General features: G+C 63.6%; 9 protein-coding genes. 4 read left to right on the plus strand and 5 right to left on the minus strand.

The genetic code is table 11. The features are described from left to right. Nucleotides 1-58 precede the first annotated feature (58 nt). The 3 genes from ACX5I4_RS12030 to ACX5I4_RS12040 are packed head-to-tail and all read left to right on the plus strand — an operon-like array spanning nt 59 to nt 4465. A complete protein-coding gene (locus ACX5I4_RS12030; RefSeq protein ID WP_461836863.1) occupies nt 59-2605 on the plus strand; it encodes a DEAD/DEAH box helicase in 2547 nt (848 codons plus the stop codon). 20 nt (nt 2606-2625) lie between these two features. Next, entirely contained in the window at nt 2626-3126 is a 501-nt protein-coding gene (locus ACX5I4_RS12035) for a GNAT family N-acetyltransferase (protein WP_461836864.1), read from the plus strand. Continuing rightward, a complete protein-coding gene (locus ACX5I4_RS12040; RefSeq protein WP_461836865.1) occupies nt 3119-4465 on the plus strand; it encodes an alpha/beta fold hydrolase in 1347 nt (448 codons plus the stop codon). The genes ACX5I4_RS12035 and ACX5I4_RS12040 overlap by 8 nt, the downstream gene beginning before the upstream one ends. A 3-nt stretch (nt 4466-4468) precedes the next feature. Here the strand turns inward: ACX5I4_RS12040 and ACX5I4_RS12045 are convergent, their stop codons facing one another. The 4 genes from ACX5I4_RS12045 to coaE all read right to left on the minus strand — a co-directional run bounded on the left by ACX5I4_RS12045 (nt 4469) and on the right by coaE (nt 10491). Further along, nucleotides 4469-5824 carry an MFS transporter gene (locus ACX5I4_RS12045; RefSeq protein ID WP_461836866.1) on the minus strand — a complete coding sequence of 452 codons (1356 nt, stop codon included), beginning with the start codon at nt 5822-5824 and terminating at the stop codon, nt 4469-4471. 101 nt (nt 5825-5925) lie between these two features. Continuing rightward, nucleotides 5926-6960 carry a TerC family protein gene (locus ACX5I4_RS12050; RefSeq protein WP_461836867.1) on the minus strand — a complete coding sequence of 345 codons (1035 nt, stop codon included), beginning with the start codon at nt 6958-6960 and terminating at the stop codon, nt 5926-5928. 177 nt (nt 6961-7137) lie between these two features. Then, nucleotides 7138-9225 (minus strand): excinuclease ABC subunit UvrB, encoded by a 2088-nt coding sequence (gene uvrB / locus ACX5I4_RS12055; protein WP_461836868.1) that lies wholly within the window; start codon nt 9223-9225, stop codon nt 7138-7140. A 45-nt stretch (nt 9226-9270) separates the two neighbouring features. Continuing rightward, complete coding sequence (gene coaE, locus ACX5I4_RS12060; protein WP_461836869.1) at nt 9271-10491, minus strand: dephospho-CoA kinase; 1221 nt, start codon at nt 10489-10491, stop codon at nt 9271-9273. A 22-nt stretch (nt 10492-10513) separates the two neighbouring features. Here coaE and ACX5I4_RS12065 point away from each other — a divergent pair, with 22 nt between their 5' ends. Further along, nucleotides 10514-11203, plus strand: a complete 690-nt coding sequence (locus ACX5I4_RS12065; RefSeq protein WP_461836870.1) for an IMPACT family protein — start codon at nt 10514-10516, stop codon at nt 11201-11203. 76 nt (nt 11204-11279) lie between these two features. Here ACX5I4_RS12065 and rpsA read toward each other — a convergent pair whose 3' ends face one another. After that, nucleotides 11280-12755, minus strand: coding sequence for a 30S ribosomal protein S1 (gene rpsA, locus ACX5I4_RS12070; RefSeq protein WP_461836871.1), 1476 nt, complete (start codon nt 12753-12755; stop codon nt 11280-11282). Nucleotides 12756-12764: the final 9 nt, after the last annotated feature.

Below are 12764 nucleotides of genomic sequence, written 5' to 3' on the forward strand. Positions count from 1 at the left end.
TGCTGTCTCCATCGTCTGTCTCCGTGGCCTGCTCTTCTCCACACTAAGCTGGAAGGCAATGAAACTTCTTGAGCAGCTTCCCGGATCCTCCAACGCCGGATCGAACAACGGACGCGTTGACCCGGACGAAATCTACACACGCTTTGTTGAGTGGACGGAGAGCCGCGGGCTGCAGCTGTACCCTGCCCAGGATGAAGCCATCATGGAACTCGCGTCCGGCTCCAATGTCATCCTGGCCACCCCCACGGGCTCCGGTAAGTCGCTGGTAGCCATCGCGGCGCACTTCGAGGCCATGTCCCGGGGAATGCGCAGCTACTACACCGCCCCCATCAAGGCCTTGGTCTCCGAGAAGTTCTTCGCCCTCTGCGAGATCTTCGGAGCGGAGAACGTCGGCATGATCACGGGCGACTCAGGCGTCAACCAGGACGCGCCCATCATCTGCTGCACCGCCGAAATCCTCGCCAACATCGCCCTGCGCGAAGGCAAGGGAGCCGAACTCGGCACTGTCATCATGGACGAGTTCCACTTCTACTCCGATCCCCAGCGCGGTTGGGCCTGGCAGGTGCCGCTCCTGGAACTCCCCCAGGCCCAGTTCCTCCTGATGTCTGCCACGCTGGGAGACGTCAGCCGCTTCGAAACCGGCCTGACCGAACTCACCGGGCGGTCCACCACCACGGTCAGCTCAGCCGAACGCCCCATCCCCCTGCACTACTACTTCCAGGAAACTCCGGTCCATGAAACCCTTGAGGAACTCCTGAGCACCAAGCAGGTTCCCGTTTATGTAGTGCACTTCAGCCAGGTCGAAGCGATCGAACGAGCCCAAAACCTCATGAGCATCAACATGTGCACTCGTGAGGAGAAGGACAGGATCGCCGAGCTGATCGCCGGCTTCAGGTTCGCGGCCGGCTTCGGCAAGACACTGAACCGGCTGGTCCGCCACGGCATCGGCGTCCATCACGCGGGCATGCTGCCCAAGTACCGCCGCCTCGTGGAGCAATTGGCACAGGCGGGACTCCTGAAGGTCATTTGCGGCACCGACACGCTCGGCGTGGGAATCAACGTGCCCATCCGCACCGTCCTCTTGACGGCCCTGAGCAAGTACGACGGCGTCCGCACCCGTTTGCTGAACTCCCGCGAGTTCCACCAGATCGCAGGCCGCGCAGGCCGGGCAGGCTATGACACTGCCGGAACGGTTGTAGTGCAAGCTCCCGAACACGTAGTGGAGAACGCGAAGGCGATGGCCAAGGCCACCGCGAAATTCGGTGACGACCAGAAGAAGCTGCGGCAAGTGGTGCGAAAGAAGCCGCCGGAGGGCTTCGTCTCCTGGGGGCAACCCACGTTCACGCGTTTGGTGGAGTCCGTGCCGGATCCGTTGACGTCGAGTTTCACCGTGACGCATGCAATGCTGCTCAACTTGATGGAGCGTCCTGGCGACCCGTTTGCCGCGACGCGCCGCCTCCTCACCGAAAACCACGAGGCCCGGCCCGCCCAGCTGCAGCTCATGAAGAAAGCCCTTGGTATCTACCGCGAGCTGTTGGCCGCAGGAGTGGTGGAACGCATTCCCGAATCCGAGCAGGAGAAGGAAGGCCGTTCCGTTCGCCTGACCGTCCACCTGCAAGCCAACTTCGCCCTGAACCAACCGCTTTCGCCGTTTGCGCTTGCTGCGCTGGAGCTCCTGGATCCGGAGTCGCCGTCGTACGCTTTGGACGTTGTGTCCGTGATCGAAGCAACCCTTGAGAAGCCCCGCCAGATCCTCTCTGCGCAGCAGAAGAAGGCACGCGGCGAAGCCGTCGCCGCGATGAAGGCCGATGGCATTGACTATGACCAGCGTATGGCGATGCTCGAAGAGGTCAGCTACCCGCAGCCCCTCGCGGAGATCCTGGGCGAAGCCTTCGAGGTCTACCGCAAGGCCGCTCCATGGGTGGGCGACTTTGAACTCGCGCCAAAGTCGGTGGTACGCGATATGTATGAGCGTGCCATGAACTTCGGTGAGTTCGTCCAGTTCTATGGATTGGCCCGTTCGGAGGGCATCGTGTTGCGGTATCTGGCAGACGGCTTCAAGGCGTTGCGCCAAACGGTGCCGCAAGACGCGCTCCGCGAAGACCTCGAGGACCTCATCGCCTGGCTGGGCGAACTGGTCCGCCAAGTCGACTCCAGCCTGCTGGACGAATGGGAGGAACTCACCTCCGGTGCTGCTCCCACGCCGCACGACGCCCCGCCTCCCCCGCCGCCGTCGCTCACGTCCAACATCCGCGCCTTCCGGGTCATGGTCCGCAACGAAATGTTCCGACGCGTTGAGCTGTTCGCGGACGAGGATGCCGCCGCTTTGGGCGAGCTCGACGCCGGCAGCGGCTGGGACGCGGAACACTGGGAAGACGCCCTGGACGATTATTTCGACGAACACGACGACATCGGGACGGGCCCCGATGCCCGCGGGCCGGGGCTCCTCATGATCACTGAGGAACCTGCCATCTGGCGTGTGCGGCAGATTTTCGACGACCCTGCCCGCAACCATGATTGGGGCATTTCCGCCGAAGTGGACCTGGAAGCCTCCGACGAGAGCGGCACCGCCGTGGTCAGGGTGACCGCAGTCAACCGCCTCTAGGCTCCTAGTAAGCTCGGATCATGAGTGTTATCCGCCCTGCCACCGTGTCCGATGTCCCCGCGATCCTGCAGATGATCCACGAGCTTGCGGTCCACGAAAAAGAACCCGACGCCGTGAAGAACACGCCGGAAATGCTGACCGCCGCCTTGTTCGGTGAGAATCCGCGGGTGTATGCGCACATGGCGGAAAACGCGGCAGGGGATGTCCAGGGCTTCGCCTTGTGGTTCCTGAACTACTCCACCTGGGAAGGTGTCCACGGCATCTACCTCGAGGACCTTTACGTCACGCCCGATGCGCGGGGCGAGGGCCACGGCAAGGCGCTCCTGCAGCATCTGGCCGCCACCGCCGTCGAACGCGGTTACGCAAGGGTGGAATGGAGCGTCCTGGACTGGAACGAACCGTCCATTAACTTCTACCGCAGCCTGGGCGCGGTGCCCATGGACGGCTGGTCCACCTTCCGGCTGACCGGAGAAGCCTTGGGTGCCTTTGGCAGCGATCAGAAAGTCTTGACGCGTGGCTGAACGGGTTGCTGAGCAAGCGGCACACACCATCCGGGCACGTCACGAATTCCGGGGTGTCCGGGCCACCGAGCATTTCTTCGCAGTGCCCCTCGACCATTGGGCGTCCCCGGGTGTGGAGGCTACCGGCACCGCGGAGATGCTCACCGTCTTCGGCCGGGAGTTCGTCTCCGCCGAGCACTCGGAGGATGACGCGGCCCGGCTGCCGTGGTTGCTCTACCTCCAGGGCGGACCGGGCGGACGCGGCACGCGGACCACGTCCTTGTCCGGCTGGATGAAGGCTGCCGCAAGAAGCTTCCGCATCCTGATGCTCGACCAACGCGGCACGGGCCTGTCCACGCCAGCGGACCGGAACACGCTGCCGCTTCGGGGCGATGCCGCGGCCCAAGCGGACTACCTCGCGCATTTCCGGGCGGACTCGATCGTGGCCGACGCCGAACTCATCCGGAAAACCTTGAGCTCGGATCCGTGGACCGTTCTTGGCCAGAGCTTCGGCGGTTTCTGCGCACTGACATACCTTTCCTTCGCTCCGGAAGGCCTGCGCGAAGTGCTCATCACGGGAGGGCTTGCGCCGTTGCAAGGCCCGGCCGAGCGCGTCTACCGGGCCACGTTCCAGCGGGTCGCGGAACGGAACGCGGAGTACTTCGCCTGGTATCCGGAGGACCGTGAGGTGGTTACCCGGATCGCGCGGCATCTGGACGCCACAAAGGAGAGGCTGCCCAGTGGAGAACGACTGACGGCGGAGCGCTTCCAAATGGTGGGATCGTTCCTGGGCGGAAACACCCGCGTGGACGCCCTGCACACCCTCCTGGAGGACGCCTTTGTGCCCTCCGCGGATGGAGAGCGGCTTTCCGACGCCTTCCTGGAACAGGTCCATGGCCTCGTATCCCGGGCAGCGAATCCCCTGTACGCGGTGCTGCACGAGGCCATCTACGGCCAAGGGCAGGCCACGGACTGGGCCGCGTGGCGCGTGCTCGCGGAATTCCCGGAGTTCCAGCCCGAGGCCGCGGAGCCGCTCCTGACAGGTGAAATGGTCTACCCCTGGTATTTCGAACAGGATCCGGCCCTGGTACCCCTTCAGGAAGTGGCCGCCCTCTTGGCCGGAAAGCAGGACTGGAAACCCCTCTACGATGTGGCCCGGCTGGCCGCGAACACGGTACCCGTGGCGGCGGCGGTGTATCGCGACGACATCTATGTGGACTTCCAGCTATCCATGGAGACCGCGGCGGCTGTGCACGGACTGCAGGCCTGGACCACCGGGGACTTCCACCACGATGGGATCGGCGAAGACGGGGAAGGAATCTTCAACCGTCTTTTGGGGATGGTGCGCGGCAAGGGCTGAGGTTCAGCCCGCCGGCTGAACCCCGGCCCGCAAGACCGCCGAAGCCGCGACGACGGCCAGTACTACGACGGCCACGGCTCCGGAGGCCATGTTCAGCCCCTGGTAACCCACCCAGCTCAGCACGAGCCCGGAGAACCCTCCGCCGAGGGCACCGGCAGCCCCCATGAAGGTGTCCGAGACTCCCTGGACCATAACGCGTTGCCGCTGCTCGACGCTCTCGGCCAGGAGTGTTGAACCTGAAATCGTCGCGGCCGACCACCCGAGTCCGAGCAGGACGAGTCCTACCGTGACCAACACCGGGTCCTGCTGCCCGAAGCCTGCCACCCCGACAGCCACCGCCAGCAGCAGGAAGCCCAGGACGATCGTCTGGATCCTGCCCACCCTGTCTGTCAGCCACCCCATTACCGGGGACAAGGCGAACATGCCGGCGATGTGCAGGGAAATCGTGAATCCAATGATCACCAGGGCGTCGGTACCCATCGCGTGGCCGCCGTCGTGACCCATATGGCCCCCAACCGGCCCGCCTGAGACGAGCTCCTGCAAGTGCAACGGCGTCATCGACATGACGGCCACCATGATTCCATGCGCCGCAACAACCGCAGTCAAGGCCAGCTTGGCCTGCGGAGACGCCAGCACGGCCTGGAATCCGGCAGTCAGCGAACGACGCCGGGGCCCTCCTGGTACGGCACGGGCGCCAGCGCTTCCGCCGTCGAGCGTCCCCTCGGCCAGGCGCCGTGCCAACAACAACGGGTCGGGGCGCAGTCCAGCCATCAGCAACACCGCGGCCAGCAACAGACCGGCAACCGAGAAAACGAATGGCCCGGCGATCGCAGGCAGGCCAAGAGCCTCGCCCACCGCAGCGCCAGGCTGGATGAGGTTCGGACCGGCCACCGCACCAATGGTGATCGCCCAGACCACGGTGGCAAGCGATCGTCCGCGGTGTTCCGGTGCAGCGAGATCGACGGCGGCAAATCGCGCCTGGAGGTTCGACGCCGTGCCTAGACCCAGCAGGGCTGCACCAAGCAGGAGCACCGCGAAAATCCCCGTAGCTGCGGAGACGATCATGAAAATTGCCCCAAGCATAGCGGCCAGGAGACCGGTGACGAGTCCGGCACGACGCCCCCTGCGCTCGGCAAGACCGGCAAGCGGCAAAGCAGAGACGGCACCGGCGAGCGTGAGGATAGTGGTGACCGATCCCGCCCAGGCGCTCGATCCACTGAGCTGGACAGCAAGCAACGATCCGATGGACAGCGTGGCGCCGTTGCCTACACCGCTCAGCAGCTGTGCGGTGCTGAGCAATCGGACGGTGCGTCGCTGTACTGCTGCCGGATCGAGGGTTGCAGGAGAAATCATCGCCATGTCAAGAGCTTATCCTCGCCGGGCGCGGAACCCCGGCCACGGTGGTGACCGGGGTTCCGTGCTTTTCCGAGGTGCTCCGCCGCGCTCCGCGGCGACGGGGATTAGTGGCCGCTGACCTTGTTCATGCTCTTGCGGGAGTCTTCCTCGAGCCGTGCGTCCAGCTTGGACTTGTTGGCGGCGGGGCTCAGGAGGCTCGCAACAACCGCCACCACGATGGTGCCGATGATGACTGCCAGGGACACATAGGTTGGGATCTCGGGAGCCCATTCAACGTGGTGGCCGCCGTTGATGAAGGGCAGTTCGTTGACGTGCATGGCGTGCAGCACCAGTTTGACGCCGATAAACGCAAGGATGACCGACAGTGCGTGCTTGAGGTAGATCAAGCGGCTCATGAGGCCGCCCAGTAGGAAGTAGAGCTGGCGCAGGCCCATGAGGGCGAAGATGTTGGCAGTGAAGACGATGAACGCGCTCTGGGTCAACCCGAAGATCGCCGGAATGGAGTCCACGGCGAACAGGAGGTCCGTCATGCCGATGGTCACGAAGACGATCAGCATAGGGGTGAAGAGCTTCTTGCCGTCAACCGTGGTCCTCAGCTTGCCGCCGTCGAACTTCTCCGACATCGGGACAACCTTGCGGAGGCGGGCAATGAGGGGATTCTCGGACGTTTCCTCTTCGTCTTCGCCATCGTCCGTGGCCTGCTTCCAGGCAGTCCACAGGAGGAACGCACCGAAGATGTAGAAGACCCAGCTGAACTGCTCAATCACCACCGCGCCAAGGGCAATGAAGATTCCGCGCAGGACCAGGGCAATAATGATGCCTACCATAAGTACCTCTTGCTGGTACTTACGGGGCACCGAGAAGCGCGCCATGATGATGATGAAGACAAAGAGGTTGTCGATACTCAAGCTGTATTCAGTCACCCAGCCGGCGATGAACTGGCTGCCATGCTCGGGGCCTGCAAAGGCGAACATCGCTCCGGCGAACACCAAAGCGAGCGTGACGTAGAAGGCGACCCACAAACCGGCCTCCTTCATGGAGGGTTCGTGCGGGCGCTTGACGACCAAGAGGAGGTCTACAAGGAGGATGATTCCGAGAACGACGAATGAGCCGATCTCAAACCAGGCGGGGAGTTGCATCAATGTGCCTTTCGCAGGTACGCCAAAACGGCGTAAGTCTCTCCGACCTGCCTGCGTTGCGTGCCTGACGGCAACAACGCATAAACGGCGATCCGCTAGGCCCGGCGAGGCGTCTGTGCCTTGCGTGTTGACGGACTTAGCGCTTGGGATACTCCCCTACGTAGGCTCAACTTTACCCTAGGCGTGCCCGGCAGACTGCATCTGGCGGAGTTCGCGCTTGAGTTCACCAACTTCGTCACGGATCCGGGCAGCGATCTCAAATTGCAGTTCGGCGGCGGCCGCGTGCATCTGCTCGGTCAACTGTTCGATCAGTCCCACCAGATCTTCCGCCGGGGCCGCGGCCAGGCCATCCTGCCGGACCTTCGTGGCGCCCTTGCCCTTTCCGGTCCTGCCGCCCTTGCTGGTCGCTGCAAGAAGCTCACGGGTATCGGCGTCTTCGCGGGCAAGTTGGTCAGTGATGTCAGCGATCTTCTTGCGCAGCGGCTGGGGATCCACACCGTTGTCGGCGTTGTACTTGACCTGGATTTCACGGCGGCGGTTGGTTTCCTCGATCGCTTTGGCCATCGAGTCAGTGATCCGGTCGGCGTACATGTGGACCTGTCCCGAGACGTTTCGGGCGGCGCGGCCGATGGTCTGGATCAGGGACGTGGCAGAACGCAGGAAGCCTTCCTTGTCCGCGTCGAGGATGCTGACAAGTGACACCTCAGGGAGATCGAGGCCCTCGCGGAGCAGGTTGATGCCCACCAGGACGTCGAAGCTGCCCATGCGCAGTTCGCGCAGCAGCTCGACGCGCCGAAGGGTGTCGACGTCCGAGTGGAGGTATTGAACCTTGACCCCGTGGCCCAGGAGGTAGTCAGTGAGGTCCTCGGCCATGCGCTTGGTCAGCGTGGTGACCAAGACGCGCTCGTCACGCTCCACGCGGCTCCGGATCTCACCGAGGAGATCGTCGATCTGCCCCTTGGTCGGCTTTACGATGACTTCGGGGTCGATCAGGCCGGTGGGGCGGATGATCTGCTGGACGAAGCCGTCCGCCTTGCCGAGCTCGTACTTGCCGGGGGTGGCGGAGAGATAGACGGTCTGGCCGACGCGCTCCAGGAATTCGTCCCATTTGAGCGGCCTGTTGTCCATGGCGGATGGAAGCCGGAAGCCGTGGTCCACGAGGGTGCGCTTGCGCGACATGTCACCCTCGTACATGGCGCCGATTTGCGGAACCGTGACGTGGGATTCGTCAATGACGAGCAGGAAGTCGTCCGGGAAGTAGTCGATAAGGCAATGCGGAGCAGTGCCGGAACCGCGCCCGTCGATGTGACGGGAGTAGTTCTCGATCCCGTTACAGAAACCCATTTGCTGCATCATCTCGAGGTCGTAGGTGGTGCGCATCCGCAACCGCTGGGCCTCCACCAGTTTGTTCTGGCCTTCGAGGACCTTGAGCCTCTCCGCGAGCTCCTCTTCGATGGCGGTGATGGCGCGGGACATGCGCTCCGGGCCGGTAACATAGTGCGAAGCCGGGAAGATGTACATCTCGGTTTCCTCGCGGATGACGTCGCCGGTCACCGGGTGCAAGGTGTAGATGTTCTCGATCTCGTCACCGAAGAACTCGATGCGCAGGGCCAGCTCCTCGTACATCGGGATGATTTCCACGGTGTCTCCGCGGACACGGAAAGTGCCTCGGTGGAAGTCCATGTCGTTGCGGGTGTACTGCATCGAGACGAATTTGCGCAGGAGATCGTCCCGGTTCATCTCGGCGCCCTTGCTGAGCGTGACCATCCCGGCGATGTACTCCTCCGGGGTGCCCAGGCCGTAGATGCAGGACACGGTAGCCACAACGATCACATCCCTGCGGGTCAGCAGCGCGTTGGTGGCCGAGTGCCGCAGCCGCTCGACTTCCTCATTCACGGAGGAGTCCTTTTCGATGAAGGTATCCGTCTGTGGAACGTAGGCTTCGGGCTGGTAGTAGTCGTAGTACGAAACGAAGTACTCGACCGCGTTGTTGGGCAGCAGCTCCCGGAACTCGTTCGCGAGCTGCGCGGCGAGGGTTTTGTTCTGGACCATTACCAAGGTGGGCCGCTGGACCTGTTCGATCAACCATGCGGTGGTGGCACTCTTGCCCGTACCGGTGGCGCCGAGCAGCACGACGTCTTTTTCGCCATTGTTGATCCGTTCGGTCAGCTCCGCGATGGCGACCGGCTGGTCACCTGCCGGCTTGAATTCGCTGATGACCTCAAAGGGCGCGACAACACGGTTGATCTCCTGGGCAAGGCTCATGAATCCAATGTACCCCCGCCCGCGGACAGGTACTGTCCGCGTTTTCTAGCTTCGCGCTACGGAGTACGACGGCGGCTGCCACCCGCTGCTCTCTGCCCAGGCATCCATGAGCGGCCAGGCGACCTCGGTAAACCATGGCTCCTTGGACTCCGCGTACGCCAGCGTCCGGCGATCGCCGGCGTGCATCTCGGCAAGCTCCTGTTTCATGTCCGCATACAGCTTCATGGCAGCGGGGTTTGCGCGGAGCCAATCCCGGAACAACAATGCATAGCGCCAGCCCGGGCTTCCAAGGACCCGGACATGGACGTTGGCGGGCCTTCCAGGGTCCGCGTTGCAATGGAAGCGTTTTTGCCAATCCGAGGGATCCAGGTGTGGCGGCTTGGGTGCGTCACGCGCGGACGCCTCCCGCAAGGGGAAACCGGCCGCGCCCAGCGCCGGAGCTATCCGATCCGCCACTTCCAGGGAGGCCACGGTGACTTGCAGATCGACGATGTCCTTAGCGGACAGCCCGGGTACGGCGGTTGAACCGATGTGGTCCGCGCCCAGCACTTCCGGGGATGCTTTCCGGATCCTGGCAAGCAACCGTTCTGCCTGCCGCGGCCAGCCGGGGTCAGGGTGGGACAAGACGGGCCCGCCGAATCGTGGTGCCGGGCGACCGGCCGCAAGATTGCGGGCAAACGGGGCCAAACGATCCAGCCACAAGGTGTCCACGAGCGCCGTGACGTCTTCGACCCGTGCCGAGTTGTCCAGCACAATGTCCGCCGCCGCCAGCCGTTCATCCCTGCTGGCTTGGGCAGCCATCCGCGACGCGGCGTCCTCGACTGTCATGCCACGGATCTCCGTCATGCGCCGGATACGCTCATCGTCCGGTGCGTCAACCACCAGCACCAGATGGAAGTTGCTCCCCTGCCCGGTTTCAACCAGCAGCGGAATATCCTGGACCACGACGTCGCCGGGTCTTGCCGCGGCGAGCATCTCGCCTGCCCGTTCCCGGACGAGGGGATGGATGATCGCGTTGAGCGCCTCCCGGCGATCCGGCTGGGCGAAGACAATCGCACCGAGGCGCGGACGGTCCAAGCGGCCTTCGGCGTCGACGATGTCCTCGCCAAATTCGGCCACGACGCGGGCAAGGCCGGGGGTACCCGGCTCAACGACCTCGCGAGCCAACGCGTCGGCGTCGATCAAGACGGCGCCCAACTCGCTGAGCCGGGCAGACACGAGTGATTTGCCGGAAGCGATCCCGCCTGTAAGTCCAATCTTCAACACCCCTCCACACTAGACTGGGTCGGTGGCAAATCAGGACGAAAGCCGGGCGACGGCGTACACAACGTTGGCGCTCGGTGACGATTTCCGCCACGAACTCGAGATCAAGCGTTCGCGCTTCATCACGGTGCTGCGCCGCGCCTCCGACGAAAAGGCCGCGCGCGCCTTGGTGGCAGAGCTGCGGAAGGAATTCCACGATGCCCGGCACCATTGCTCGGCTTTTGTCCTCGGCCCGGATCGCGCCATCCAGCGTTCCAACGACGACGGCGAGCCCGCCGGAACAGCCGGCATCCCGATGCTCGAAGCACTCATCAAACGGGAGACACTGCGCGGGGTGACCGACCTCAGCGACGTGAGTGCCGTCGTCGTACGCTATTTCGGCGGGATCCTCCTGGGCGCCGGCGGGCTGGTCCGGGCCTACTCCGAGTCGGTCTCGGCCGCGCTTGACTCCGCTCCCCTGGTTCAACGGCGGCGCCTGCGGATTTGCGCCGTGGCCGTGCCCCACCATGCTGCGGGGCGGTTGGAGAACGATCTGCGCTCCGCGGGCTACATCATGGCTGAAACGAGCTATGAACCCACGGAGACAATCCTGCGCTTGGCGCTGCCCGACGATGCTTCAGCAATCGCCGACGCCGGCGAACGGCTGGCCGCCATGACCGGCGGCGCATCGAGGCTCCAAATGCAGGGAACGGAATGGGTCGACGTCCAGGGTTAAGAAAGCGGCTCCTGCGATTCGTACTGAATCGCAGGAGCCGCTTTCATTCCGGCCCGGAAATCCGGGCCAGGGGCAATTAGTTGCCGGTCAGCTTCTCGCGCAGAGCGGCGAGGGCCTCGTCGGATGCCAGCGTGCCCGCGGTGGACTCGGTAGCAGCCGGCTCCGAGGAGTAGCTGGTGGTGCCGGAGTCGCTCTCGCCGGAAGCGGCAGCAGCAGCGTCGTCTGCAGCGTGCTGGGAAACCTGCTTCTTGTGAGCTTCCCAACGTGCCTGGGCATCAGCGTACTGCTGCTCCCACGCGGCGCGCTGCGTCTCGTAGCCTTCGAGCCATTCGTTCGACTCGGGGTCGAAGCCCTCGGGGTACTTGTAGTTGCCCTCTTCGTCGTACTCAGCGGCCATGCCGTACAGAGCCGGGTCGAACTCGGTGCTGTCAGCGTCAACGCCCTCGTTAGCCTGCTTGAGGGAGAGGGAGATGCGGCGGCGCTCGAGGTCGATGTCGATGACCTTGACGAAGAGCTCGTCGCCAACGGAGACGACCTGCTCAGCAAGCTCAACGTGGCGGACAGCCAGCTCGGAGATGTGAACCAGACCCTCGATGCCGTCCTCAACGCGGACGAAGGCACCGAACGGAACCAGCTTGGTGACCTTACCCGGAACAACCTGGCCGAGGGCGTGGGTGCGGGCGAAGGTCTGCCACGGGTCTTCCTGCGTGGCCTTGAGGGACAGGGACACGCGCTCGCGGTCCAGATCCACTTCGAGAACCTCGACGGTGACTTCCTGGCCAACCTCGACGACCTCGGACGGGTGGTCGATGTGCTTCCAAGACAGCTCGGAAACGTGAACCAGACCGTCTACGCCGCCAAGGTCCACGAATGCACCGAAGTTGACGATGGAGGAAACGACGCCGGGACGGACCTGGCCCTTTTCCAGCTTGTTGAGGAACGTGGAGCGGACCTCGGACTGGGTCTGCTCGAGCCATGCACGGCGGGAAAGAACAACGTTGTTGCGGTTCTTGTCCAGCTCGATGATCTTGGCTTCGATCTGCTGACCGATGTACGGAGCGAGGTCGCGGACGCGGCGCATCTCGACGAGGGATGCGGGCAGGAAGCCACGCAGGCCGATGTCGAGGATAAGACCACCCTTGACAACCTCGATGACGGTACCGGTGACAACACCGTCTTCTTCCTTGACCTTCTCGATGTCGCCCCAGGCACGCTCGTACTGAGCACGCTTCTTGGAGAGGATCAGACGGCCTTCTTTGTCTTCCTTGGTGAGCACCAGGGCTTCGACCTGATCGCCAACGGAGACGACGTCCCCGGGGTCAACGTCGTGCTTGATGGAAAGCTCGCGGGAAGGGATGACACCTTCGGTCTTGTAACCGATGTCGAGCAGAACTTCGTCGCGGTCGACCTTGACGACGATACCTTCGACGAGGTCTCCGTCGTTGAAGTACTTGATGGTGGCGTCGACAGCTGCGAGGAAGTCCTCAGCGGTACCAATGTCGTTGATCGCGACTACGGGGGTACCGGGCTTCTCGGTGGAGGTGATGGTCATGTAGTAGGG

The sequence above is a fragment of the Arthrobacter sp. MMS24-S77 genome, assembly GCF_054888235.1.

What these genes read in the sequence shown, in the direction of transcription:
- rpsA (WP_461836871.1), bottom strand. Translation starts at nt 12,755, where the DNA reads ATGACCATCACCTCCACCGAGAAGCCCGGTACCCCCGTAGTCGCGATC.
- ACX5I4_RS12035 (WP_461836864.1), top strand. Translation starts at nt 2,626, where the DNA reads ATGAGTGTTATCCGCCCTGCCACCGTGTCCGATGTCCCCGCGATCCTG.
- ACX5I4_RS12045 (WP_461836866.1), bottom strand. Translation starts at nt 5,824, where the DNA reads ATGGCGATGATTTCTCCTGCAACCCTCGATCCGGCAGCAGTACAGCGA.
- uvrB (WP_461836868.1), bottom strand. Translation starts at nt 9,225, where the DNA reads ATGAGCCTTGCCCAGGAGATCAACCGTGTTGTCGCGCCCTTTGAGGTC.
- ACX5I4_RS12030 (WP_461836863.1), top strand. Translation starts at nt 59, where the DNA reads ATGAAACTTCTTGAGCAGCTTCCCGGATCCTCCAACGCCGGATCGAAC.
- ACX5I4_RS12050 (WP_461836867.1), bottom strand. Translation starts at nt 6,960, where the DNA reads ATGCAACTCCCCGCCTGGTTTGAGATCGGCTCATTCGTCGTTCTCGGA.